The sequence below is a fragment of the Nonomuraea sp. NPDC049714 genome (genome assembly GCF_044465295.1).
Lineage (GTDB): Bacteria > Actinomycetota > Actinomycetes > Streptosporangiales > Streptosporangiaceae > Nonomuraea.
The window spans coordinates 731146-755709 of sequence record NZ_JBITLM010000001.1; the positions used below are offsets into that span (position 1 = coordinate 731146).

24 protein-coding genes and 1 pseudogene are annotated in these 24564 nt (G+C 71.5%); 17 read left to right on the top strand and 8 right to left on the bottom strand.

All coding sequences use genetic code 11. From position 1 onward, the window contains the following. Window positions 1-58 precede the first annotated feature (58 nt). Window positions 59-733 (top strand): TetR/AcrR family transcriptional regulator, encoded by a 675-nt coding sequence (locus ACIBQX_RS03470; RefSeq protein WP_397000139.1) that lies wholly within the window; start codon window positions 59-61, stop codon window positions 731-733. Here ACIBQX_RS03470 and ACIBQX_RS03475 read toward each other — a convergent pair. Further along, the gene (locus ACIBQX_RS03475; RefSeq protein WP_397000141.1) at window positions 676-990 is read right to left on the bottom strand and encodes a DUF4190 domain-containing protein; all 315 of its coding nucleotides are present in this window, start codon (window positions 988-990) and stop codon (window positions 676-678) included. The genes ACIBQX_RS03470 and ACIBQX_RS03475 overlap by 58 nt on opposite strands. Window positions 991-1078: 88 nt before the next feature. Here ACIBQX_RS03475 and ACIBQX_RS03480 point away from each other — a divergent pair, with 88 nt between their 5' ends. Both ACIBQX_RS03480 and ACIBQX_RS03485 read left to right on the top strand, forming a co-directional pair. Beyond that, window positions 1079-1552, top strand: a complete 474-nt coding sequence (locus tag ACIBQX_RS03480; protein WP_397000143.1) for a nitroreductase family deazaflavin-dependent oxidoreductase — start codon at window positions 1079-1081, stop codon at window positions 1550-1552. A 55-nt stretch (window positions 1553-1607) separates the two neighbouring features. Then, window positions 1608-2474, top strand: coding sequence for an ion transporter (locus tag ACIBQX_RS03485; protein ID WP_397000145.1), 867 nt, complete (start codon window positions 1608-1610; stop codon window positions 2472-2474). 24 nt (window positions 2475-2498) lie between these two features. Here ACIBQX_RS03485 and rpsD read toward each other — a convergent pair whose 3' ends face one another. Further along, window positions 2499-3113 carry a 30S ribosomal protein S4 gene (rpsD, locus tag ACIBQX_RS03490; protein ID WP_397001520.1) on the bottom strand — a complete coding sequence of 205 codons (615 nt, stop codon included), beginning with the start codon at window positions 3111-3113 and terminating at the stop codon, window positions 2499-2501. 77 nt (window positions 3114-3190) lie between these two features. Between rpsD and ACIBQX_RS03495 the strand changes: the two genes are divergently transcribed. Next, window positions 3191-3892 (top strand): DUF2470 domain-containing protein, encoded by a 702-nt coding sequence (locus ACIBQX_RS03495; protein ID WP_397000147.1) that lies wholly within the window; start codon window positions 3191-3193, stop codon window positions 3890-3892. A 67-nt stretch (window positions 3893-3959) separates the two neighbouring features. Beyond that, entirely contained in the window at window positions 3960-4322 is a 363-nt protein-coding gene (locus ACIBQX_RS03500) for a hypothetical protein (RefSeq protein ID WP_397000149.1), read from the top strand. Between the two features lie 12 nt (window positions 4323-4334). Here ACIBQX_RS03500 and ACIBQX_RS03505 read toward each other — a convergent pair whose 3' ends face one another. Then, entirely contained in the window at window positions 4335-5543 is a 1209-nt protein-coding gene (locus ACIBQX_RS03505) for an ROK family transcriptional regulator (protein WP_397000151.1), read from the bottom strand. A gap of 141 nt (window positions 5544-5684) precedes the next feature. On the opposite strand from ACIBQX_RS03505, the gene zwf reads away from it, so the two are divergent. The 4 genes from zwf to eda are packed head-to-tail and all read left to right on the top strand — an operon-like array spanning window position 5685 to window position 10700. Beyond that, window positions 5685-7160 (top strand): glucose-6-phosphate dehydrogenase, encoded by a 1476-nt coding sequence (gene zwf / locus ACIBQX_RS03510; protein WP_397000153.1) that lies wholly within the window; start codon window positions 5685-5687, stop codon window positions 7158-7160. Next, window positions 7157-9100, top strand: coding sequence for a phosphogluconate dehydratase (edd, locus tag ACIBQX_RS03515; RefSeq protein WP_397000155.1), 1944 nt, complete (start codon window positions 7157-7159; stop codon window positions 9098-9100). Before zwf ends, edd begins: the two co-directional genes overlap by 4 nt. Further along, complete coding sequence (gene glk, locus ACIBQX_RS03520; protein ID WP_397000157.1) at window positions 9097-10092, top strand: glucokinase; 996 nt, start codon at window positions 9097-9099, stop codon at window positions 10090-10092. The genes edd and glk overlap by 4 nt, the downstream gene beginning before the upstream one ends. Then, window positions 10089-10700: a bifunctional 4-hydroxy-2-oxoglutarate aldolase/2-dehydro-3-deoxy-phosphogluconate aldolase gene (eda, locus tag ACIBQX_RS03525; RefSeq protein ID WP_397000159.1), complete on the top strand. Its 612-nt coding sequence runs from the start codon at window positions 10089-10091 to the stop codon at window positions 10698-10700. Before glk ends, eda begins: the two co-directional genes overlap by 4 nt. Before the next feature lie 3 nt (window positions 10701-10703). On the opposite strand, the gene ACIBQX_RS03530 is transcribed toward eda, so the two are convergent. Beyond that, window positions 10704-11117, bottom strand: a complete 414-nt coding sequence (locus tag ACIBQX_RS03530; protein WP_397000161.1) for a DUF5360 family protein — start codon at window positions 11115-11117, stop codon at window positions 10704-10706. A 497-nt stretch (window positions 11118-11614) separates the two neighbouring features. Beyond that, complete coding sequence (locus ACIBQX_RS03535) at window positions 11615-12640, bottom strand: hypothetical protein (RefSeq protein WP_397000163.1); 1026 nt, start codon at window positions 12638-12640, stop codon at window positions 11615-11617. 465 nt (window positions 12641-13105) lie between these two features. On the opposite strand from ACIBQX_RS03535, the gene ACIBQX_RS03540 reads away from it, so the two are divergent. From ACIBQX_RS03540 to ACIBQX_RS03565, 6 genes are all read left to right on the top strand, one after another. Beyond that, complete coding sequence (locus tag ACIBQX_RS03540; RefSeq protein WP_397000165.1) at window positions 13106-13762, top strand: DUF998 domain-containing protein; 657 nt, start codon at window positions 13106-13108, stop codon at window positions 13760-13762. Next, entirely contained in the window at window positions 13759-14673 is a 915-nt protein-coding gene (locus ACIBQX_RS03545) for a hypothetical protein (RefSeq protein WP_397000167.1), read from the top strand. Before ACIBQX_RS03540 ends, ACIBQX_RS03545 begins: the two co-directional genes overlap by 4 nt. Further along, complete coding sequence (locus ACIBQX_RS03550) at window positions 14613-15830, top strand: glycosyltransferase (protein WP_397000169.1); 1218 nt, start codon at window positions 14613-14615, stop codon at window positions 15828-15830. Before ACIBQX_RS03545 ends, ACIBQX_RS03550 begins: the two co-directional genes overlap by 61 nt. Continuing rightward, the gene (locus tag ACIBQX_RS03555; protein ID WP_397000171.1) at window positions 15802-16503 is read left to right on the top strand and encodes a response regulator transcription factor; all 702 of its coding nucleotides are present in this window, start codon (window positions 15802-15804) and stop codon (window positions 16501-16503) included. Before ACIBQX_RS03550 ends, ACIBQX_RS03555 begins: the two co-directional genes overlap by 29 nt. 38 nt (window positions 16504-16541) lie before the next feature. Continuing rightward, window positions 16542-17666, top strand: a complete 1125-nt coding sequence (locus ACIBQX_RS03560; protein WP_397000173.1) for a sensor histidine kinase — start codon at window positions 16542-16544, stop codon at window positions 17664-17666. Window positions 17667-17860: 194 nt separating this feature from the next. After that, window positions 17861-19585: a protein kinase gene (locus ACIBQX_RS03565; protein WP_397000175.1), complete on the top strand. Its 1725-nt coding sequence runs from the start codon at window positions 17861-17863 to the stop codon at window positions 19583-19585. 7 nt (window positions 19586-19592) lie between these two features. Here ACIBQX_RS03565 and ACIBQX_RS03570 read toward each other — a convergent pair whose 3' ends face one another. Together ACIBQX_RS03570 and ACIBQX_RS03575 are read right to left on the bottom strand one after the other, a co-directional pair. After that, a complete protein-coding gene (locus ACIBQX_RS03570) occupies window positions 19593-20618 on the bottom strand; it encodes a LacI family DNA-binding transcriptional regulator (RefSeq protein WP_397000177.1) in 1026 nt (341 codons plus the stop codon). Window positions 20619-20842: 224 nt separating this feature from the next. After that, a pseudogene (locus tag ACIBQX_RS03575) lies at window positions 20843-20998 on the bottom strand (alpha-amylase family glycosyl hydrolase); the annotation flags it as partial. Window positions 20999-21231: 233 nt separating this feature from the next. On the opposite strand from ACIBQX_RS03575, the gene ACIBQX_RS03580 reads away from it, so the two are divergent. Together ACIBQX_RS03580 and ACIBQX_RS03585 are read left to right on the top strand one after the other, a co-directional pair. After that, on the top strand, window positions 21232-22515 hold the full coding sequence (locus ACIBQX_RS03580) for an ABC transporter ATP-binding protein (protein ID WP_397000179.1): 1284 nt from the start codon (window positions 21232-21234) through the stop codon (window positions 22513-22515). An 81-nt stretch (window positions 22516-22596) separates the two neighbouring features. After that, window positions 22597-23220: an FMN-dependent NADH-azoreductase gene (locus ACIBQX_RS03585; RefSeq protein WP_397000181.1), complete on the top strand. Its 624-nt coding sequence runs from the start codon at window positions 22597-22599 to the stop codon at window positions 23218-23220. Between the two features lie 64 nt (window positions 23221-23284). On the opposite strand, the gene ACIBQX_RS03590 is transcribed toward ACIBQX_RS03585, so the two are convergent. Then, window positions 23285-24472, bottom strand: coding sequence for an acyltransferase family protein (locus tag ACIBQX_RS03590; protein ID WP_397000183.1), 1188 nt, complete (start codon window positions 24470-24472; stop codon window positions 23285-23287). Between the last annotated feature and the right edge of the window lie 92 nt (window positions 24473-24564).

Sequence of the window (24564 nt, forward strand, 5' to 3'; positions counted from 1 at the left end):
CTCCAAAATTAGAGTAACCACAATTTTGGAGCGACTGCAAACTTGATAGCATGGCGAGGTGGACGAAGGACTGCGGGAGCGGAAGAAGCGTGAGACCAGGGAGCGCATCTCGGACATGGCGATGGGCCTGTTCCTGTCACGCGGGTTCGACAACGTGACCGTGGCCGAGGTGGCGCGCGCGGCCGACGTGTCGGTGAACACGGTGTTCAACTACTTCCCCGCCAAGGAGGACCTCTTCCTGGACCGGCAGGACCAGGTGGAGAGCATGCCCGTCGAGGTGGCGCGGGGGCGCGCGCCGGGTGAGAGCGTGGTGCGGGCGTTCCGGCGCGACTTCCTCGACGCGCTGGAGACGCGCGACTGGCGTTACGGGCTGAACGAGGGCGGTGACGTGTTCGCCGGGATGGTGGCCGGCAGCCCCGCGCTACGCGCCCGGATGAGCGAGCTCCACCTCCGGCGTGAGACGCTCCTGGCGGCCGCGCTGGCCGAGGACGCCGACGCGGACGACGACGACCTCACGCCGAGGCTGGTGGCCGCGCACCTGCTCAACACGACCCGCCTGCTGTCGGACTACGCCATGCGCAGGATGCTCGCGGGCGAGGCGTGGGAGACGATCGGGCCCGACCTCAGGACCCAGGCCGACCGGGCGTTCGACCTGCTGGAGTCGGGGCTCGGGGATCAGTTCAGGCCGCCGGACAGCGCCGCGCCGCCGAGAACCAGGAAGAACAGCCCGTAGATGGCGATGATGCCGAGCATGATGCAGGTGCTGATGATGCCGCAGATGCGCCCCGCCTGGACCATGCCCCGGTTCTCGTAGACGTAGCCGCTGTTGTCGATCTCGCGCAGCGCCTTGGTCCCCATGTTCCAGGCGAACGGCCCGATGATCTGGCAGATGACCAGGCTCAGGATGCCGAGCACCAGGATCGTGGTGCCGTTGGGGTGGGTCTGCGGCGGCGGACCATAGTACGAGGGCCCATAGTTGGGATAGGACATCTGCGCTGGACCCCTTGTCGTATGGCGGATTTGGTGGGTTTTATACCACAGCGCCGTGTCGCGCCGTGGATTGCTACACTCCCGGCCCATGATCCGGTCATTCACGCCGTTCTTCCAGTGGTTCGCGGCAACGGACTGGTTCATGAGGGTGGGACCACGGGTGCTGCCGAAGTTCGACCGGGTCCTGCGCCGGCTCGCCGGGAGCAGACTCCTCAGCGGCGGGCCGCTGCCCACGCTGGTCCTGACGAGCACCGGCGCCAAGACCGGCCTGCCGCGCGGCGTCCCGCTGGCCTGCCGGCCGGAGCCGGACGGCGCGCTGCTGGTCGTGGGCAGCAACTTCGGCCAGGACCGCCACCCGGCGTGGAGCGCCAACCTCCTCAAGACGCCCGAGGCCCGGGTGGGCTTCGGCGGCCGGGAGTTCGGGGTCACCGCGGTGCTGCTGACCGGCGCCGAGCGCGCGGCCGTCTGGCCCGGCCTGATCGAGCAGTGGCCGGTCTATGACCGCTATACGGACAAGTCTGGGCGTGAATTGCGGGTCTTCAGGTTGATTCCTATGCATTGATCATTTTGCGCCATCATGGACGGGATCATCCACCGTCCCGAGGAGCCCCGCCCCCGTGCGCGAACGCACCCGTGCCGTCCTGGCGCACCGGCACTTTCAGCGATTCATCATCGCCGTCATCCTGGTCAACGCCGGCACCCTCGGCCTGGAGACGTTCCCCTACGTCGTCGAACGCCACGGCGAGCTGCTCGTCATCGTCGATCACGTGGCGCTCTACATCTTCGTGGCGGAGCTCGCGGCCAAGGTGTACGTCGAGAGGCGTGACTTCCCCCGCGACCCGTGGAACATCTTCGACACCGTGATCGTCGCCATCGCGCTCGCGCCCGCCACGGGCGGGCTGTCGGTGCTGCGATCGCTGCGCATCCTGCGCGCGCTGCGCCTGCTGTCGGTGGTGCCGAGCCTGCGCAAGGTGATCTCCGCCCTGCTGCGCGCGATGCCCGGGATGAGCTCGATCGTGCTGCTACTCTCCCTGGTCCTGTACGTGGCCGCCGTCCTGGCCACCAAGCTGTACGGCGCGACGGCGCCCGATCGGTTCGGCAGCCTGCCCACCTCGCTGTTCACCCTCTTCCAGACGATGACGGGCGACGACTGGGGCAACATCGCCAGGGAGGTGATGACCCGGCATCCCTCCGCCTGGATCTTCTTCACCGTCTTCATCCTGGTCTGCACCTTCGTGGTGCTGAACCTGTTCATGGCGGTCGTGGTGAGCGCGATGGACGAGGAGGCGGCCGCCGAGCGGGCCGAGCTGGAGGCGGAGATCGAGGACGTGTCCGCCGCCTCCACCCAGCGCATCCTGGACGAGCTCGCCGCGCTGCGCAGGGAGGTGGCCGAGCTGCGCGCGCACACCGCGGCCGGCACAACGAACGGCCAGCGCGCCGGCAGGGGGCGCCCGTCCCGCACCAAGGGCCGCGCCTCGGCCTGAGCGGGTCCAGGGCGCCCGCGCGGGCTAACGCGAGTAGAACTCGACCACGAGCTGCTCGTCCACCGGGACGACGATCTGGCCGCGCTCCGGCCTGGCCGCCAGCGTGACGGTCAGGTTCGCGTGGTCGACCGAGAGGTAGGGCGCGATGCGCTCGTCGGCGTGCACGCCCTCGGCGGCGGCGACGAACGGCTGCATCCTGCGTGACCGCTCCCGCACGGTGATGACCTGTCCGGGCTTGACGAGGTAGCTGGGGATGTCCACCTTGCGGCCGTCGACCGCGATGTGACCGTGCGCGATGTACTGCCGGGCCGCGTAGATCGACGGCGCCAGGCCGGAGCGCAGCACGAGCGAGGCGAGCCGGGTCTCCAGGATCGTGACGAGCTCTGCGCCCGAGGCGCCCTGCTTGCGCACCGCCAGGTCCCAGTAGCGGCGGAGCTGGCGCTCCGACACGTCGTAGTACCAGCGCAGCTTCTGCTTCTCCAGCAGCCGCAGGGCGTAGTCGCCGCTGGCCCGGCGGTTGGTCTTGCGGCCGTGCTCGCCCGGTGGGTAGGGGCGCCGCTCGAAGTAGCTCACGGCCTTCTTCGTCAGCGGCACGCCCGCCCGGCGTGACAGTCGCACCTTGGGACCGGTGTAGCGCACGTTCACCTCAATGTGGTTAGGTATTCCTTACTTAGGTGAGGCTAACCTAAAGCCCAGTGAGATCTCAAGGAGGCCCCATGCTGCCGATCCAGGAGCGGATCCGTACTCTCGCCGCGACCGCCGGCGTGGTCAGGCTCTCTGTGGACGACACGCCGTCGCCCGCGCGCGGCGGAGTCGACGAGCAGGGCCGGCCGGTGCTGCTGGTGCGGCAGGGCGAGCCGCTGCACGGGCTGAGCGGCGACGCCGTGGTGGCGGTGCACCTGACCGCCATGCGCCGCCTCGGCCGGGTGGAGCACCCGCGCGGGCTGCTGGAGGTGCAGGGCTGGGCGCAGGCCGTACCGGAGGACGAGGCCCGCGCCGCGGCGGTGGCCGTCGCGGCGCACGACGCCGATGAGGCCCTGTTCGACGCGCTGGAGGGCTACGGCCGGCCGGGCGCCCCCCAGCTGCTGCGGCTGGACGTGGCCCAGGTGATCTACCTGACCGGGCAGGAGTCCGGGGTGCTGGACGCCGACGAGTACCTGGACGCCGAGCCGGACCCGCTGGCGGAGACCGCCGAACGGGTGCTCGCCCATGTCAACGCCGCGCACCGGGCACAGCTCGCGAACGGCGTGTCCAGGCAGCTCGACCGGCCGGCCGCGGAGGTGTGGCTGTGGGAGCTCGACCGCTTCGGGGCCACCGTGCGCGCGGACGAGTCGCTGATCCGCTTCCCCTGGCCCGCTCCGGCCAACAGCGTCTCCGGCCTGGAGAGCGCCCTGAACGGCCTGCTCTGCACCTGCTGAAGGTTGTTGATCACGATTCGCAGCTAATTGTCACGTGTACGGCCCGGCGTGACTATCATCGGCCCCTGTGAGACAGACCGAACGGCGCGGGCGGATCCTGCTGATCGCCGCCGCACTGACCGGCACTCTCATGCTCGTGCTCGCGGGAGTCCTGTCGACCGGCAGCCTGCCCGGCGCCTCGCTCTCTCCCGCCAGCGTGTCCGGCTTCCAAGGGCCCGCCGTGCTGGGCGCGATCGAGTCCGCGCCCGTCCGCGTCCCGTCCGACGAGGCCTCGCGGCGGCCGCTGCCCCGCCGGGACGTCGACGCCTCGCCGTCGCCCACCGGCCTCCGGCGCCCCGCCGCCCGCCCGTCCCGCGTGCCGTCGCCGGCCAAGGCCGACGCCAAGCCGGACAGGAAAGAGGACAAGAAGCGCGGCAAGTGCCCCCGCTGAGTCCCGTGGATCTCAGGCCATCGCCGATTTCTTGATCTCGCGTACGGCGCGGCCGGTCATGGTCGCGTCGACCGCGTCCGGGGACAGCACGTGGTCCAGCACCATCACCGCGCAGCCGCTGATGCCCGCCGCCGCGCCCAGCCGGCTCGGCTCGATGCGCAGCCTCCTGGTGGCCAGGGCGGTGGAGCGGCGGTAGACGACCTCGCGGATGCTCGACACCAGCGGCCCGAACGCCTCCGCCATGTCACCGCCGAGCACCACGACCGACGGGTTGAGGATGTTGACGGCGGTGGCCAGCACCTCGCCGATCCTGCGCCCGGCCTCGCGCACCGTCGCCATCGTCTCGGCGTCGCCGGCCCGCACCAGCGCCGTCACGTCGGCGATCGTCTTGACGTCCTTGCCCGCGGCGCGCAGGTCGCGCAGCAACGCGGTGCCGCTGGCCACGGAGTCGACGCAGTCGATGTTGCCGCAGCGGCACAGCACCCCGCCGCCGTCTCGCACCGGGATGTGCCCGATCTCGCCGGCCGCACCGAGCGCGCCGCGCAGGATCTCACCGCCCGCGATGACGCCCGCGCCGATCCGGGTGGAGACCTTGACGAACATCAGGTCGCCGAGCTCCGGATAGGCGCCCCGGTGCTCGCCGATGGCCAGCACGTTCACGTCGTTGTCGACGAGCACGGGGACGGGGAAGCGGGCGCGGATGAGCGGCGGGATCACCACCCCGGTCCATGAGGCCATCACCCGGGCGCTCTCGGTGCGTCCCTGCGCGAACTCGACGGTGGCGGGCACGCCCATCCCGACGCCCTTGACCACGGCGCGCGGCCGGTCGGCGAGCAGCTCGTCCCAGGTGTCCATGACCAGCGGCAGCACCACGTCGGGGCCCTGCTCGACGTCGATCGCGAAGTCCTGACCGGCCAGCTCGCGCCCGGCCAGGTCACAGACGGCCACCCTGGTGCGGCTCGCGCCGAGCGCGGCCACCAGCACGACGCCGCCGCCGGCGTTGAACTCCAGGCGGACGGGAGGCCTGCCGCCGGTGGACGGCGCGTCGGCGCACTCGACGACCAGGCCGCGTTCCAGCAGCTCACCGACGCGCACCTGCACCGCCGGGCGTGACAGGCCGGTCACCCGGCCGAGGTCGGACCGCGTCACGGCCTCACCGGTGCGGATGAGGCGCAGCACCTCGCCACTCGTGGCGAGGGCGGCAGCGGTACGTCGAGTCATCGGTTAAGTGAACCACAGGAGGTTATGTCATGAAAAGTCTCGACTTTTTCATCCCAAATACCAAAACTCTGCTTGTGTACGACCCAAACTCTGGCTAGTGTCCGTTCTGTCCCTACTTGGTAGATCATCGGAGTTCTCGCCGTGCCCCCGCTTACGTCTCCCCCGGTCGCTCACACCGCCGACCTCGTCGTCTTCGGCGGCACCGGCGACCTGTCCATGCGCAAGCTGCTGCCCGCGTTGTTCCACAGCGACAGAGACGGACGGCTGGCTCCGGAAACCCGCATCATCGCCCTGTCCCGGGGCGGGCTGACCGACGCCGACTTCCGCGGCAAGGTGGACGCCGAGGTGCGCGACCAGGTCCCGGTGGACGACCACGCCATGTGGCAGCGCTTCCTGGGCCGCCTGCACCACCTCACGGTCGACGTGGGCGGGCAGGACCGGACCGGGTGGCGCGCGCTGTCGCGGATGCTGGGCGAGCACGAGCCGCGCGACCGGGTGTTCTACCTGGCCAGCCCGCCGATGACGTTCGGCCCGTTCTGCCGCGAGCTGGAGCAGGCCGGGCTGGTGACGCCGAACTCGCGGGTGGTGCTGGAGAAGCCGCTCGGCCGCGACCTGCCCAGCGCGCAGCTGATCAACGACGAGGTCGGCGCCATCTTCGACGAGCAGCAGATCTTCCGCATCGACCACTACCTGGGCAAGGAGACCGTGCAGAACCTGCTCGTGCTCCGCTTCGCCAACGCCTTCCTGGAGCCGGTCTGGAACTCGCTCTGGATCGACCACGTGCAGATCACCGTCGCCGAGACCGTCGGCACGCCCGGCAGGCGCGGTTACTACGACCACGCGGGCGCGCTGCGCGACATGGTGCAGAACCACCTGCTGCAGCTCCTCACCCTGACCGCGATGGAGCCGCCCGCCCGCAACGACCGCGAGGCGATCCGCGACGAGAAGGTGAAGGTGCTGCAGTCGCTGCGCCCCATCACCGGCACCGAGGTCGACCGCTTCACCGTGCGCGGCCAGTACGCGCAGGCCGACGGCATGCCCGGTTACCTCGCCGAGCCCGGCTCCACCCCGCCCACCGAGGCGTCGAGCCGGGTGGAGACCTTCACCGCGATCCGCGCCGAGATCCGCAACTGGCGCTGGGCCGGGGTGCCGTTCTACCTGCGCACCGGCAAGCGCATGCCGCACCGGCGCTCGGAGATCGTGGTGCAGTTCAAGGACGTGCCGCACTCCATCTTCCCCGGCGGCGCGCCGAACCGCCTGGTGCTGCGCCTGCAGCCGGAGGAGGGCATCGAGCTGCACATCATGGCCAAGGAGCCCGGAGCGGGCGAGATCATGCTCAAGCCGGTGCCGATGAGCCTGAGCTTCGGCAAGACGTTCACCACCCGGGTCCCCGACGCCTACGAGCGGCTGCTCACCGACGTGCTGGCCGGCAACCCGACGCTGTTCATGCGCCGCGACGAGGTCGAAGCCGCCTGGCGCTGGATCGACCCCATCCTGGACGCCTGGCAGGCGTCCCCCGAACTGCCCGAGCCCTACCCCGCCGGCACTACAGGCCCCGCGGGCGCCCACGAACTGCTCGGCCGCAGCGGTCGCGCGTGGCATGAGGAGGAAGCGTGAACCCCGTCATCCAGGACATCACCGATCGGATCGCCGAGCGCAGCGCCGCCAGCCGCGCCGCGTACCTGGAGCGGATCCGCCGTGACGGCGAGGCCGCCCGCGCCAACGGCCCGGCCCGCTCCCACCTGGGCTGCGCGAACCTCGCGCACGGCTTCGCCGCCGCCCCCGCCGAGGACAAGCCCGCGCTGCGCGGTACGGCCAAGCCCGGCGTGGCCATCGTGACCAGCTACAACGACATGCTCTCCGCGCACCAGCCGTACGAGACCTACCCGGCCGAGCTGAAGGCGGCCGTGCGCCGGGCCGGCGGGGTCGCGCAGGTGGCCGGCGGGGTGCCCGCCATGTGCGACGGCATCACGCAGGGCCGCGCCGGCATGGAGCTGTCCCTCTACAGTCGTGACGTGATCGCCATGTCGACCGCGATCGCGCTGTCGCACGACATGTTCGACGCGTCGCTGCTGCTGGGCGTCTGCGACAAGATCGTGCCCGGCCTGTTCATCGGCGCGCTGCACTTCGGGCACCTGCCCGCCATCTTCGTGCCCGCCGGGCCGATGACCTCGGGACTGCCGAACAAGGTCAAGGCCCGTACCCGCCAGCTCTTCGCCGAGGGCAAGGTCGGCCGGGGCGAGCTGCTGGAGGCCGAGTCCGCCTCCTACCACTCCGCCGGCACCTGCACCTTCTACGGCACCGCCAACTCCAACCAGGCGATCATGGAGATCATGGGCCTGCACCTGCCGGGCTCCACCTTCGTCAACCCGCACACCGAGCTGCGCCACGCGCTGACCGAGGCGGCGGGCCGCCGGGCCGTGGAGATCACCGCGCACGGCGCCGAGTACACCCCGATCGGCGAGCTCGTCGACGAGAAGGCCATCGTGAACGCCTGCGTGGCGCTGCTGGCCACCGGCGGATCGACCAACCACACGCTGCACCTGGTCGCCATGGCCGCCGCCGCCGGCATGGTGCTGACCTGGGACGACCTGGCCTGCCTGTCGAAGGCCGTGCCGTCGCTCACCAAGATCTACCCCAACGGCCAGGCCGACGTGAACCACTTCCGGGACGCCGGCGGCATGCAGGTGCTCATCGGCGACCTGCTCGACGAGGGCCTGCTGCACGCCGACGTGCTCACCGTGGCCGGGCCCGGCCTGGACCGCTACCGTACGGCTCCCCGCCTCAGCGACGGAGAGCTGATCTGGGAGCCGGTCGCCGGGACCAGCGCGGATCTGGACGTGCTGCGTCCCGTGAAGGACCCGTTCTCCCCCGACGGCGGCATCCACATGCTCGACGGCAACCTCGGCTGCGCCGTGAGCAAGGTATCGGCGGTCAAGCCCGAGCACCTGGTGATCGAGGCCCCCGCCAAGGTCTTCGACGACCAGCTCGACCTGATGCACGCCTTCGAGGCGGGCGAGCTCGACGGGCAGGACTTCGTCGCCGTCATCCGCTACCAGGGGCCCAGCGCCAACGGCATGCCCGAGCTGCACAAGCTCACCTCGCCGCTGTCGGTGCTGCTGGACCGGGGGCAGCGGGTGGCGATCGTCACCGACGGCCGTATGTCGGGCGCCTCCGGCAAGGTGCCCGCGGCCATCCACCTGTCGCCCGAGGCGGCCGACGGCGGCCCGATCGCGCTGGTCCGCGACGGCGACGTGATCCGGCTCGACTCGGCGGCGGGCTGCCTGTCCCTGCTGGTCCCCGCCGAGGAGCTGGCTCGGCGGACGCCCGGGGGCCGGCCGCTGAGCGACGCGCAGTGGGTCGGCACCGGCCGCGAGCTGTTCACCACCTTCCGGCGGATGGCCGGGCACGCCGAACAGGGCGCGGGCATCTTCGGCGTCAGCGGCGCCGAGTCCCCGCACCACGGCCCCGGCCTGGGCTTCGCCGCCGAGTCCGGCTCCTCCCACCTGGAGACGGGCGCGGCGGTGGGTGCGCGCCACGCCGGAGCCTCCCGGTGACGGCTTTTGGGCTGCCCTGGCTGGTGGCCGACGTCGGCGGGACCAATGCCCGGTTCGGGCTGGTCACGTCGCCGGAGGCGCGGCCGTCACAGGTCGCGGTGCTGGCGGGGGCACGGTACGGGACGCTCGCCGACGCCATGGAGGGATATCTCGCCGAGCACGCGGGCGGGGCGCGACCCGGGGCGGCGTGCCTGGCCGTGGCGGGGCCGATCGACGGTGACCGCTACCGGCTGACGAACTCGCCGTGGGCCGGGTCGGTGCGCGAGCTCGATGTGCCGTTCGCGGCGCTGCTCAACGACTTCGAGGCGCTGGCCCTGTCGCTGCCGCACCTGAACGGCGGCGAGCTGGTGTCACTGGGCGGGCCGGAGCCGGCGTACGGGGTCAAGGCCGTGCTGGGGCCCGGCACCGGGCTCGGCGTCGGCGGCCTGGTCCCCACCGGGGACGGCTGGACGCCCATCCCCGGCGAAGGCGGCCACGTCACGCTGCCCGCCAGGGACGACAGGGAGCTCGAGATCGTCCGCGCGCTGCGAGCCGGCGGGCGGGAGCACGTGCTGGCCGAGGACGTGCTGTCCGGGCCCGGCCTGGTCCGGCTGCACCGCGCGCTGGCCCGGGTCAACGGCGTCACCGCCCCCGAGCTGACGTCCTCCGACATCGTGGCGCGGCTCGACGACTCGCTCTGCGCGGAGACGGTCGAGGTGTTCTGCGCGATGCTGGGCGGATTCGCCGGGAACGTGGCGCTGACACTCGGCGCCAGGGGTGGTGTCTACCTGGGCGGCGGGGTCCTGCCCCGTATCGTGGAGCGTGTGCGCACCAGCGACTTCCGCGCCAGGTTCGCCGCCAATCCCGACATGTCCAGCTATCTGGAGGGCATCGCCACCGGGCTGATCGTCGCGCCACAGCCGGCGCTGACCGGCGCCGCCGCCTGGCTGGCCCAGCGTGCCGCCAAAGAACCGATCTCACGACCGCGCGCCACTGAGGAGTACACCGCATGAGTTTGCTCGATCTCGCCCCTGTCATCCCCGTCGTGGTGATCGACGACGTGGAGACCGCCGTGCCGATGGCGCGGGCGCTCGTCTCCGGCGGCCTGCCGGTCATCGAGGTGACCCTGCGCACGGCGCCCGCGCTGGAGGCCATCGCCAGGATCGCGGCGGAGGTGCCGGAGGCCCGGATCGGCGCCGGCACGATCCGGACCACCGACGACATCGCGGCGGCGCTGGACGCCGGGGCGAAGTTCCTGGTCTCGCCGGGGACGACGCTGACCCTGGTGGAGGGCATGGACGCGAGCGGCCTGCCGTACCTGCCGGGGGCGGCGACCGCGTCGGAGGCGATGGCGCTGGCCGAGCGCGGGATCAAGGAGCTGAAGTTCTTCCCGGCGGAGGCGGCGGGCGGCGTGGCCTACCTCAAGTCACTGCAGGGCCCGCTGCCGGACGTGCGCTTCTGCCCGACGGGCGGCATCCGGCTCACCACCGCCCCCGACTATCTGGCACTGCCGAACGTGGGCTGCGTCGGCGGTTCCTGGCTCACCCCGGCGGACGCCCTGGCCTCCGGCGACTGGGGCCGCATCGAGAAGCTGGCCTCGGAGGCGGCCTCCTTGCGGTAGCGCTCAACACCGCGTGCCACGCAGAGCCGTGACGCCCGCTGTGACGTCCGCCTTGCCGCCCGCCGTGACCAGGCGGGCGATGGCGGGGATCGGGAACAGCATGAGGTAGAGGTTCGGGATCCACCAAGCCAGGGAGAAGTCGCCGCGCAGGGTCCAGAACGCGATCGCCATCAGCCCCGAGGCCATGGTCAGCACCAGGGAGACCAGCATGAGGGGCGGGCCCGCCGCCTGCCTTCGGCGCAGCAGCCACAGGCTCGTCAGTCCGGTGGCGCTGGCCAGGAGGTCGATCCAGAGGAAGGACCAGTTCCAGTCGGCCATGAGCGGATCGGCGTAATCGGCGAACGCCCATTCCGGTGGGATCAGGCCCAGGCCCGTGACGCTGAAATAGGCGACGAAGCCCAGATCGGTGACGAGCATCTCCCTCCGGAAGGATGCCCACCTTCGGTATCCGCTTCCAGCGCGACCGCATTACGACGAGCCGGCTGTGCCGCCGATGCCTGGGCGCCGTCATGAGCCGCCGGAGCCGTGGCGTACTGTGCGGCCCGCTCCTGCCGGGCCGGGGCGACGAGAGCTGCCGCCTGCTGCTCCAGCTTCAGCACGAGGATGTTGGCCTGGCGGGGCAACGGCGCATCCGTGGGGCCGCGCCCCCGTCTCGGCCCCAGGAGATCTCCTCATCGATCGTCCACTCGACGTGCCGCGGCCCCTCCGAGGCGTCCTGCTCGCCGGACCAGCGCACTGCCGTGCGCCCGAAGGTGGTCACGATCCGGGCGAAGGGAGCGCTTCCCGTGCATTGGACGACCTTCTCCACCTGGATCAGCACTCGCACCTCGTCTGTCGGCCACCAGCATGCCGGCGGCTCCGTACCGGCCGTGCCACCGCGGCCGCTCCCCCGGCGGACGCGGTGGCGACGGCGGCTATCGAACGGCGAAGCCGGTCCACTGTGCGGAGGCGTACCGGTAGACCTCGGCCAACTCACTGTCGAAGTACGGCGAGATGCCGGTGTCGTACCGGTCATCGCCGTCTGTGTCGGAAACGCTCATCGTGATGCCGTTGAGATAGCCGGTACGGGTGTCGCTCGCGTAATCGATCAGCCATGAGGAGCCGAGAGCGCCTTCGCCGGTGAACGGGGAGTCCACGCCGATGGGCCGGTCAGCGCGGAGGGCCGTGAACCTGGTCGCGAACGTCGACCCGGTCGACCTTTCGAGGGTCTCACCCGTGTAGGGCCGGCTGCCGTCGGGGTTGGGACCGGCGGGATAGCCGAAGACATCGACCGTGGACGCGACCGGCTGGTTGACCGCGAGCCCTTGGCCGCCGACGTTGGCACCCAGGGCTCCGGCGTTGGTCAGCACGTCCGGGGAAGACTGGACGACGCCGTGGTACACGTTGACGAAGGCGTAGTCACGGTCGAAGTCCCGGATGTCGTCGAAGTCGTAGTGGGAGGTGCCCAGCTTCCCGACGTACAGGCCGAACGGGGCCGTCCCCTCTGAGTAGCCGGGGACGAAGACCCACTTGCCGAGCGCGCCCATGGGCTCCTCGACGTCGAACAGGCAGTGACCCGCCGTCGCGACAAGGTTGCGGTACTTCGTCTGCATGGACGTGCCGGTGCACCAGTGCGGCCGGCCGTCGCCGCCGATGAAGAACACCTTGCCCCAGGTCGTGGGCGTCCTCCCCTCCTGTGGGGGCGGCCCCTCCAGTGGAGGGACGACGGTGCGCGGAGGGCCGTCCGGGACGATGTCCGTGGACAGGCGTTCCGCGCCCACCGCAGTCCGCACGGTGTACGGGGTGGCGTTCTTCAGGTTGGCGGCTCCATCGGCGAGCCAGAAGCTCGCGACCTGCTGAGCCGTCGTCATGGTGCTCGCCAACGGGACCGTCGCCATCCGCACGGCGTGTGCCGGTGTGGCGACGACAGTGGAACCCAGCACGCTCAACCCGATGCTCAACGCTGCCAGTGCACGCCTCAAGGGCGATCTCCCGTCCAGTCATGGGGCGCGGTCGTAGTGCCCCGTGGAGAGCCGACCGATCGACACGGCCGGCGAACGGCAAGATCGTAACTTCGGCAGAGCCCTTGATCCTAGGGTTTTTAGATCACAAGTTCGATATGTGATGGGCCAAGTCGCTCAGCGCGTCCAGGAACCGCATCGAGACACGCACGTGGGGGTGCCGCTCAAAAGGCCGACCGGGAGGCTTGGCGATCATGGGCTCACCTTAGCGGTCATGATGTGGCAGAACGGTTGACCGCGCCTGAGACCGAACCGGTCAACTGGAAGTGCGCCAGCGTGCCTGGAAAGGCGCCCGAGCGGCTGCGTCCGGGATTCGTGCCCCGGCCACGACCCGAGGCCTGCTTCACGGAAGCTTCACACTCGGAGTCGTACGAGCCACATGATCACCCGGTTCGCTGTCGAAGTATGGACGGCATTCCCCACACCCGAAAACTCGTGGTCGCGGCTCACGCCGGACTGGCCGGGGCGCTGGTCGGCACCGCCGCCCTGCACCTCGGCTGGGCGCGGCAGGTGGACACCGTCCGGCAGGTGCTCAGCGACTTCGCGCTGAGCGACGGCGCGTACGGAATCTTCGCCGGGACCGTGGCCTGCCTCTCGGTGGGCTCGATGGCGCTGGTCGCCGGGCTCGTACGGTCCAGACTGCCGATCGGCGCGCCGGCGATCGTCCTGCTGAGCGTGTGGTGCGGCGGACTGGCGCTGGCAGCGATCTTCCAGACCGACGCGCCGGGCGCCCTCTCCGTGAGCGGGCTCGTACACCGGTACGCGGCGGGCGGCGCCGTGGCGGCGCTCCCGGCCGCCGGGCTCCTGATCGCCCGGCGGCTGGGGCGGCGGCCCGGCTGGGAGACGACCGCGCGGTCGCTGCGCCGTACCTCCTGGGCGAGTGTGGCGGGCTGCCTCGCCTTCATGTGCGCGCATGTGTGCGCCACAGCCGCGGCCCCGACCGCGCTGGCACAGGAGATCGGCGGCTGGCTGGGGCTGGCCGAGCGGGTCACCCTCGCCCTGGAGATGGGCCTGCTGTACATCCTGGCCGGCCTGGTGCCCGCGAGCCGGGAGGGCAGATGACCTGGCTCGCCATCGGCCTGGCGCTCCTGAACGCCTGCTGCTTCACGGCCGGGACCTGGCTCCAGCACAGCGCCTCGGCCGGTGGCGCGTCCTTGGCGGCCGCGGTGCGGCGGCCCCGCTGGCTGGCGGGGCTGGCGCTGCTCGCGACGGGGGCGGTGATGCAGGTCAACGCGCTGCGGCTGGCCCCGGTGACCGTGATCGAGCCGGCCGGGGTGATCGGGATCGTGATCAGCGTGGTGTGGGCGCTGCGGATCCGACGTGCCCCGCTGCGGTGGGGCACCGGCCGTGCGCTGGCGGCGATCGTCGTCGGGACGGGCGCCTTCGCGGTGCTCGCCGCGCTGAACACCGTCACCCGCCCGGTCACCACGGCGGCACAGCTCCAGGCCGGTGCGCTGGTCCTCGCGGTGGTGGCCGGCTGCCTGCTGGTCGCCCGTCCGCTCCGGGGCCGGGCCCGGTGCCTGGTCCTGGGCATGGGCGGGGGCACTGCCTACGGCTGCACCTCTGTGATGATCAGGGCCGCGACGGAGCAGTTCGCCTCGCACGGCGTCAGCGCGCCCCTGCTCGGCTCGCTCGCCGGCCTGGCGGCGACGGTCCTGGCCGGTTTCTGGCTCGTGCAGCGCGCCTACGCCGACGGTCCGCCCGAGAGCACGGTGGCGACCCTCACGGTCGTGGACCCGCTGGTGGCCGTCACCATCGGCATCGGCCTGCTCGGCGAGGCCCCCGGCCTGACCCTGCCGATCGCCGCTCTGGGCCTGGCCTTCGCCGCCGTGGCGATCGGCGGGGTCGTCCGGCTCTCCCATGACATCCCCACCCCGCAACCTTCTTCCGTTACGTACGACAGGAGCATCCCATGTCCGGAAGTGCCATCCGGCGTATCGTCATCGGCGCGGACACCTATCCGCCCGATGTGAACGGCGCCGCGAACTTCGCCCACCGCCTGGCCACCGGGCTCGCCGGCCGGGGCTACGACGTGCACGTGATCTGCCCCGCCACGGGCGCCGGTCCCGAACGCGTCACGCCCGGCGGTCCGACCGTGCACCGGCTCGCCTCACAGGGCACCCCCTTCCATCCCAGCTTCCGTGTCTGCCTGCCGTGGCGGATCCGCGGCTCGGCCGCCCAGCTGCTGGACCGGATAGCGCCCGACGTCGTCCACGTGCAGTCCCACTTCGCCGTGGGCCGCACGCTGATCGGAGCCGCTCGGCGCGCGGCGATCCCGGTGGTGGCGACCAACCACTTCATGCCGGAGAACCTCGTCCGCTACGCCCCCCTTCCCGGCCGGCTCGCCGACGCCGCGTGCCGGCTGGCCTGGCGTGATTTCGTACGGGTCTTCCACCGCGCCGAGATCGTCACCGCCCCCACCCCCCGCGCCGTGGGGCTGATGCGGGAGCACGGCCTCATCGGTGGCGCCGTCCTCCCGGTGTCCTGCGGCCTGGACCTGCACCGCTTCGCACAGCCCACGGCGGCGAACCGGGGGGAGGGACTGCGGGTGCTCTTCGTGGGCCGGCTGGACGCGGAGAAGAACGTGGACCAACTCCTGCGCGCGCTGCCGCTGCTGCCCGCCCGGCTCCCGGTCACGGCCGAGATCGTGGGCGACGGCTCCCGCCGCCGCGATCTGGAGGACCTGGCCCGCGCGCTCGGCGTCGCCGACCGCGTCACCTTCCACGGCCTGGTCAGCGACCAGGAGGTCCTGGACGCCTACGCCCGCTGCGACGTGTTCTGCATGCCCGGCACCGCCGAACTGCAGAGCCTGGCTACCATGGAGGCCATGGCCGCCGGAAAGCCCGTCGTCGCCGCCGACGCCACGGCGCTGCCCCATCTGGTGCACCCCGGACACAACGGACTGCTCTTCCCGCCCGGCGACGTCCCGGCCCTGGCCGCGGCCCTCGGCTCGATCCTGGACGATCCCGAAGGCCGGGCGCGCATGGGACAGGCCAGCCGGGAGATCGTCGCCCGCCATGACATCGGGCTCACCCTGGACACCTTCGAAACCGTCTATCGGCAAGCGGCCAGGCTCACGACGGCCGATGACAGAGAGAACCATGAGCACACAGCGCATTCTGGTCGTTGACGACGAGCCGAAGATCCGGATGACGCTGCGCGGCTATCTGGAGGCGGACGGCTTCGAGGTCCTGGAGGCGCCGGACGGCCCGTCCGGCCTGGCCTCGGCCGTCCGCGAGCGGCCTGACCTGATCGTGCTGGACGTGATGCTGCCCGGCCTGGACGGGTTCGAGGTGCTGCGCCGGATCCGGGCGAGCAGTCAAGTCCCGGTGATCCTGCTCACCGCCCGAACGGAGGAGGTGGACCGGGTCATCGGCTTCACCGCGGGCAGCGACGACTACGTCACCAAGCCGTTCAGCGCCCGTGAGCTCGCCCTGCGGGCGCGCGCCATCCTGCGCCGCGCGGAAGTCCCGGCGCAGACCCCGGAGGAGCGGGCGCTGCGCTTCGACGGCCTGGTCATCGACCCCGACACGCGTACGGTCACCGGCGACGGCCGTACGGTGGAGTTGTCCGCGCTCGACTTCGACCTGCTGGTGGCCCTGGCCGGCGCGCCAGGCCGGGTGTTCACCCGGCGCGGGCTGATCGACCACGTGTGGGGACGTGACTTCTTCGGCGACGAACGGGTGGTGGACGTGCACATCCGCACGCTGCGGCGCGCGCTCGGCGACGACGCGAGCGCGCCCCGGTACGTCGGCACGGTACGGGCCATCGGCTACCGCTTCCTCGCCCGCCCCGCCGGATGACCCGCCCGCCCGGTCGGCTGAGGACCGCCGTGGCCGGGATGGCACGCGGCGCGCGGCGACGGATGCCGGCGCTGCCCCTGACCATCCGCCTGGTGCTGTCCCACATGGCGGTCCTGGTCGTGACGCTCGTGGCGATCAACGTCGCCGCCGACGTGTTCGGGCACGAGATGCCCATCGCCGGGCTCACCGAGATCGAAGCGCTGGTGCTCAAGCTGGCCGGCGGCGGGCAGGGAAACATCAGCGCCGAGACGGTCCTGCCCGCGCTGGTCACCGGCGTGATCGCGGCGCTCGTCCTGTCCCTGGTGTTCTCCCGGTTCCTGCTGCGGCCGCTGCGCCAGGTCAGCGCCGCCACCCACCGCCTCGCCGACGGGCACTACGGCGACGTCCTCAACGTCCCCCGGGAGCCGGGACTCGCCGCACTGGTCGAGGACGTCAACCGGCTGGCGGCGGCGCTCGCCGACGTCGAACGGCGGCGCGCCCGCCTGGTCTCCGAGATCGCCCACGAGATGCGCACCCCGATCACCATCCTCAGCGGCCAGATCGAAGGCATGGCCGACGGCATCTTCACCCCCGACGACGCCATGTTCGCCTCGCTCAGCGACGACCTCATCCGGCTGCGACGCCTCACGGACGACCTGTCCAACCTCTCCCGGGTCGAAGAGGGCGCGTTCACCCTGCGGCACTCGCTCACCGACGTGACCGCCCTGACGAGAAGCACCGCCGAACGGCTGCGCCCCCAGTTCGACGACGGCCAGGTCACCATCGCGGTGATCCCCGGCCCGCCGGTCATGGCCATGCTCGATTCCGGCCGCGTCGCCCAGGTGCTGGTCAACCTCCTGGGCAACGCCCTGCGCGCCTGCGATCCCGGCGGCCGGGTGGCGGTCACCGTACGCACCGGCGACGGCCCGGCCCCGCATGCCGAGATCATCGTCCAGGACGACGGGGTCGGCATCGCCGCGCACGACCTCACCCGGATCTTCACCCGGTTCGAACGCGTCGAGCACCCCGGACGCCCGGCCCCCGCCGGCGGCAGCGGCATCGGCCTGACCATCGCCCGCGGCATCGCCCACGCCCACGGCGGCGCCATCACGGCCACCTCCCCTGGTCCGGGCCTGGGGTCGACCTTCACCGTCCGCCTGCCGCTCACGTTCCCAGAGGTCTAGCGGGCCGGCTCCAGGCGCCGATCCGCCTACTGATCGTCGAGCCGGGCGTCGGTGAGCCGCCCTGGAACCGGCCGAGGCCGTCACCTCGCCACCGGGGTGTGCGTTCACCCATTAGAGTCTGGGGTGGAAAAGAGCGTGCCGGACAGAGGATCGGCCGGTTGAGTCGTGACCGCGATGGCGAGAGGACAGCGACGTTGGGGCAGCAGGGGCGCTCCGCTGGCACTCCGCTGACGCCAGAGGATCCGCCGACGATCGGCCCGTACGAGCTGGTGAGCCGGCTCGGGTCGGGCGGCATGGGCACCGTCTACCTGGCGAGGGATGCCGACGGCGGGCAGGTGGCGCTCAAGGCGATCCGCCGTGACTACACCGCCGACCCGGTCTATCGCGCGCGCTTCCACGAGGAGGTGTCCAACGCCCGCAAGGTCGCCTCGTTCTGCACCGCCCGCGTCCTGGACCACGGCGAGCACGACGGCGTCCTCTACCTCGTCACCGAGTACATCGACGGCGTCTCGCTGGAGGACCACCTCATCCAGCAGGGCAGCCTGTCGCCGTCCATGCTGCACTCAGCGGCCGTGGGCGTGGCGGCGGCGCTCACCGCGATCCACGCGGCCGGTCTCGTGCACCGCGATCTCAAGCCCGCCAACGTGATGCTGACGCTCGCCGGGCCGCGGGTCATCGACTTCGGCCTGGCACGCTCCTCCCACGTCGGCTCCCGGCACACCAACGCCGGCATGGTGATGGGCACGCCCGGCTGGATCGCGCCCGAGCAGGTCTTCGAGGGCCGCACCAGCCCGGCGGGCGACGTGTTCGCCTGGGGGTCGCTCATCGCGTACGCAGGGCTGGGCGGGCATCCGTTCGGCGAGGGCGACGCCTATGTGATGGCGGCCCGCGCCCGCACCGCGCCACCCGACCTGCGCGGCCTGCCCGCCCCGCTCGACCGGCTGGTGGCCGCCGCCATCCACCCGGACCCCGCCCGCCGGCCCACGGCCAAGCAGCTGCTGCTGGAGCTGGTGAGCGCGACGGACGAGCCCGCCGCGCAGCTCGCCGCGACCCGTCACCTCACCAGCACCTGGAACCCGGCGGAGTTCCCGCCGCTGGCGCAGGCCCGTCCCCCGCATCAGCCGCCCGCCGGACAGGCGCCCCCGCCCGGGCAGGCGCCGCCTGGTGCGGTGCCGCCCGCGCACCGGACGGGACCGGTGCCGCTGGCGCATCGGACCGGACCGGTGCCCCTGCCACCCCGGGGCGGGCAGGTTCCGCCGGCTCACAAGACAGGGCCGGTGCCCCTCCCGCCGCACGGCGGGCAGGCTCCGCCATCCCACAAGACAGGGCCGGTGCCGCTGCCACCCCGAGGGGGGCAGGCTCCGCCACCCCATCAGACCGGGCAGGGACCGCTGCCGCCGCGCCGGGGTGTGCCGCCGAGGTTCCAGCCCATCAGACCGGCCAAAACGGCCAAGGGCTTCCTCACCGGGTGCATGGCCGTGCTGCTGATCACGCTGGTGTTCCTGGCGCTGCTGGTGGCCGTACTCACCTGGCTGTCACGCAGCCCGGCCGTCGGCGACGCCGACGGCCCGGTGCGGGACGGCAAGCTCAACTTCGCCGTCACGAGCACGAAATGCGCCAAGCCCGCCAAGGCCGTCTCCTCGCGGACCTGCCGGGTGGCCCTGAAGGTCACCAACGAGGGCCCGGAGGCGCGGGTCCTCTACCCGGCCCAGCAGCTGCTCCTCGACCGGGAGGAGACCCCGCACGGGGCCACCCGGCTGCTCGACAAGGAGGGCGCGCAGATCCAGCCGATCAGCATCGGCCCCGGCGAGTCCTTCACCGGCACCCTGCTGTTCGAGCTCCCGAAGAACGCCGAGCCGGCCGAGCTGGAGCTGCACGACTCCGCGCTGAGCTCCGGGGTCCGGCTCGTCCTGGACTGACCGGGGCTCAGCGGTTGACCAGGGGCCCGGAGCCGGTGGAGCCGCGGACCACCAGCTCGGGCTGGAAGATCAGCTCGACGTGCTTGGCCTGAGCGCCGTTGATCTCTTCGAGCAGGGTCTGCACGGCCGCCGACGCCATCGCGCCGATCGGCTTGCGCACGGTGGTGAGCGGCGGGTCGGTGAAGGCGATGAGCGGCGAGTCGTCGAAGCCGACCACCGACACCTCCCCCGGCACCGACAGGCCCCTCTCCCGGCAGGCGCGGATCGCGCCGAGCGCCATGAGGTCGCTCGCGCACACGATGCCGGTGCAGCCGCCGGCCAGCAGCTGGGCGGCGGCGGCCTGGCCGCCTTCGACGGAGAACAGCGAGTGAGAGATGAAGTCGTCGACGTCGGTGGCGCCGAGCAGCTGCGCCATCGCCTGCCGATATCCCTCGATCTTGCGGATCACCGGCACGAACCGGCGCGGGCCGAGCGCCAGCCCGATGCGCTCGTGACCGAGGTCCACGAGGTGCTGCACGGCGAGCCGGACGGCCATCCGGTCGTCGGGTGAGATGAAGGGGGCGTCGATGCGCTCGCTGTAGCCGTCGACCAGCACGATCGGCAGGCCGCGCTCGGTGAGGCGGGTGTAACGGTCCATCCGGGCGGTGGTGTCGGCGTGCAGGCCGGAGACGAACACGATGCCGCTGACGCCCCGGTCCACGAGCAGTTCGGTGAACTCGTCCTCGGGCGCGCCGCCGGGCAGCTGGGTGCACAGCACCGGTGTGTAGCCGTGCTGGGTCAGCGCCCGCTCGATGGCCTGCGCGAACGCGGGGAAGATCGGGTTGTCCAGCTCGGGGGTGACCAGGCCGATCAGCCCGTTGCTGCGCTGCCGCAGGCGGGGCGGCCGTTCGTAGCCCATGAGGTCGAGCGCGGCCATCACGGCCTGCCGGGTGGCGGCGGAGACGCCCGGCTTGCCGTTGAGCACGCGGCTGACGGTGGCCTCGCTCACCCCGGCCTGGGCGGCGATGTCGGCGAGGCGGGCGTGACCGTTCATGGCTGCCACTTTACTTTCCGCCGATCAGTGGAGTCGGGCACTGCTGGGCCGCCACGCTGAGCGGCGCCCGGTCCGCGGGGCTGCCATAGCGGGTGATGTGCCGCTTGAGATCGTGGCCGGACCGCACCCCGGGCGGCCGGCGCGGCCACGGAGCCGGCCGTGGCCGGCGAGGTGTCGATCACCTCGCGCGGCGCGGCGGCGTCCCAGGGGGCGGACAGGTGGGAGTAGCGGGTCAGCCAGATGGCGTCCACGCCGAGCCCCGACAGATGCGGCAGGCGATCACGAACACCTATCAGGTCGCCGACGCCGTCACCGTCGCCGTCGGCGAGACTGCGTACGTACACCTGGTAGATCACCGCCTCGCGCCACCCTGCGCCCATGCTTCACCCCCGCCCGTTCCCGACCATTGAAAGCCCTTGCCGCAAGCTTACGCAAGCATTTCCAGAGAACAGTTATTCGGACATTCAGCGGCACAAACGACCAAAACCCCCCGCCCGAAACCCCTGCTATAGAGATCCTTTGTGTCAAGGGTGGACACATGGCGTTAAGGCGCGATGTACTACCCCTCCGATCAGCCATAGTTACAGATGACGCGCGTGCAAGGTGTGGGCCCATGAGCTCGGTCGTTCTCGACAAAGTGACCAAGGTGTATCCGGGCGGCCACCTGGCGGTCGACCAATTGAGTCTCAGGGCCCAGGACGGCGAATTCCTCGTCCTGCTAGGCCCTTCCGGATGCGGCAAATCTACGTTATTGCGAATGATTGCCGGATTGGAGGACGTCACCGAAGGCGAACTCTGGCTCGACGGCGAGATGGCGAACCATCTGCCGCCGCGCGATCGTGACGTCGCCATGGTCTTCCAGAACGGCGCGCTCTATCCGCACAGGACCGTGCGCGGCAACATGGCCTTCCCTCTGGAGATCGCCAAGGCGGACCCGGCGATGGTCCGCGAGCGCGTGATCGAGCTGTCCAAGGCACTGCACATCGACGAGACCCTGGACCGCCGCCCAGGCACCCTGTCCGGCGGCCAGCGCCAGCGGGTGGCCATGGGCCGCGCCATCGTCCGCCAGCCCAAGCTGTTCCTGATGGACGAGCCGCTGTCGAACCTGGACGCGGGCATGCGGACCGAGCTGCGGATGGAGATCTCCGCCCTGGTCAGGTCGCTCGGCGTCACCACCATCTACGTGACGCACGACCAGGTCGAGGCGCTCACGCTGGCCGACCGGATCGCCATCCTCAACAAGGGCGTCCTGCAGGACGTGGGCACTCCAGCCCAGATTTACAACGATCCAGCCACCGCCTTCGTGGCGGCCTTCCTCAACTCCCAGCAGCTGAACCTGCTGGCCGCGACCGTGCGCACGCCGCAGAACCAGTTCGTCCTGCTCGACTTCGGTCCGCATCAGCTGACCATCCCGTGGAGCGATCCGCGCGCGTACGCCATCTCGCAGCACACCGGCAGCCAGGTCCTGGTCGGCATGCGGCCGGACGGCCTGGCGCCGGTGCCGGAGTCGTACGAGGGGCCGTCGTTCTTCGGCCGGGTGCGCGCGCTGGAGTATCACGGTCACGAGTGGATGGCCTACGTCGAGTGCGGCATGCCCGCCGTGCCGGTACCCGAGCCGCCGGACCGGCGCGTGGCCTCCAGCGGCCTGGTCAGCGGGCGAGGCGGCCTCGGCGGGCTGGTGCGCCGGCTGTTCTCGCCCCGCGAGGAGGAGGCGCAATCGCAGGAGCAGGTCGGCCAGCATCCGGGCAGCGGCGGGCACCGGCGCGCGGACCTGATCGTCCGGCTCGGCAACCGCCCGGCGTGGCGGGCCGGTGACGCGGCCAAGGTCGCCGTGGACCACACCCGTCTGATGATCTTCACGACCGAGGGCGCCCGGATCGACAAACCCCAGCGCTGACCGTCCTTGACCAAACGGACCGCAGTCCATATTGTCGACCTCAGACAAGTGGACCGCGGTCCGTAATGGAAGGAATGCGTCATGAGCCGGTTGCTGCACATCTCCGCCTCCCCCCGGGGAGCGGAGTCGATCTCGCTGGGGATCGCCGAGACGTTCACCGAGGAGTACCTGGCCGCCCACCCCGGCGCCGAGGTCGATCGCTTCGATCTGTGGGACGGGACGCTGCCCGAGTTCGGGCCCGCCGCCGTGGCGGCCAAGATGGCGGTGATCGGCGGCGCCGAACCCACGGGCGACCAGGTCGAGCCCTGGGCCGCCGCCGTGCGCGCCTTCGAGCGGTTCGACCGCTACGACCGCTATCTCTTCAGCGTGCCCATGTGGAACGCGGGGGTGCCGTACAAGCTCAAGCAGCTCATCGACGTGCTCAGCCAGCCGGGTCTGGTCTTCGACGTGAGCGTGGAGACGGGCTACCGGCCCTTGCTGACGGGCAAGCGGGCCACCGTCATCTACACCAGCTCGGTGTGGGGTCCTGGGGTTGGGCCCGGGTTCGGCAGCGACTTCCAGTCCACGTACTTCGGAGACTGGCTGAGGTGGGCCGGCATCACCGACGTCCAGGAGATCCGCCACCACCCGACGCTGACCGGCGACCACGCCCACGCGCGCAAGCTCGCCGACGACCGCGCCCGCCGGCTGGCCCGGACGTTCTGATCAGCGGGGCGGGGCGGCGCTCCACCATCGCCGCCGACGGGCCGTCGACCGGCCCAGCCGGCGGCTAGGAGCGGGGGCGGGCGAGGCGGCGGCCCAGCGACTGCATGGGCAGCTCCACCCAGCGGTACGTCAGCGCGCTGACCCCCAGCACCAGGGCCGTGGCCAGCGTCGCCATGGCGATCTGCACCGGCACCGGCGAGCGGCGCAGGTCGCCGGTGAGCGCGCTGAAGTACTTCAGCAGCGGATGGTGCACCAGGTAGAGCGAGTAGCTGATCAGCCCGAGCCAGGCCGGCAGCCGTGGCACCCGCCGTCCGCGCAGCGCCATGCCGCCCGCGAAGGTGGCGGCCGCCAGCGCGATCGTGGTGATCCACACGTCCGGTTCGACCCACCACCAGCCGGACATGATCGCCCAGAACGGGGCGATCACCACCAGCACCGCCGTGACCGCCACCGGCCACAGACCGCCCTCGCCACGCTCCCACCGGTAGATCGCGGTCCCGGCGAACATCAGCGCCACCACGGCCACGCCCAGCCACGGCACGCGGCTGTTGAGCACCAGCATCGCCAGCGCCATCACGCCGAGCGCGCACCCGGCGGTCCTGCGGAATTTGCCGGTGATCAGGCAGACCAGCCCGGCGGCGAACACCGCGCACGAGGCGTAGGCCACCCAGCCGCCACCGAGCACCGCCCGGCTCATCACCAGCCCCGCCACGACGGAACCCGCGGCGAACAGCATCGCCATCAGGCCGCTGCGGTCGTGCAGCCGGAGCATGAACAGGGCGGTGACCAGCAGGTAGAAGACCATCTCGTAGGAGAGCGTCCACATCGTGTCGGCCACGCCCGCGACCCCGGCCACGTCGAGCAGCATCGTCGCGTGCCCGGCGACGGCCGCGCCGTCGCGGGACACCGACGGCCGCACCGGCACCCACCAGGACAGCGCCAGCACCGTGACGGCGACGGCGAGATAGAGCGGGTAGAGCCGGAAGACGCGGCTGACCCAGAACGCCCGCACGTCGCCGTGCCGCTCCAGCGAGGCGGGGATGATGTAGCCGCTGACCAGGAAGAACACGAAGATGCCGTAGACGCCGAGGCTGAACCAGTAGGGCCGTGCCCAGGGCATGTACCACGGCAGCAGGTGCTCGGCCACCACCGCCAGCGCCCCGATGCCGCGCAGCGTGTCGAGCCACGCCAGCCGGGTCTGTCCGGTTCGGGGGGATGCGGGCAGCGTGGAAGCGGCAGGGACGATCGACACCCGCCACAACCTACCCTGACTCATCCGGCAAATACCCGGATGTCAGCGATGCGTGGACAGGTGCATGGACAGGGCGGCATGCCGGCCGGGGC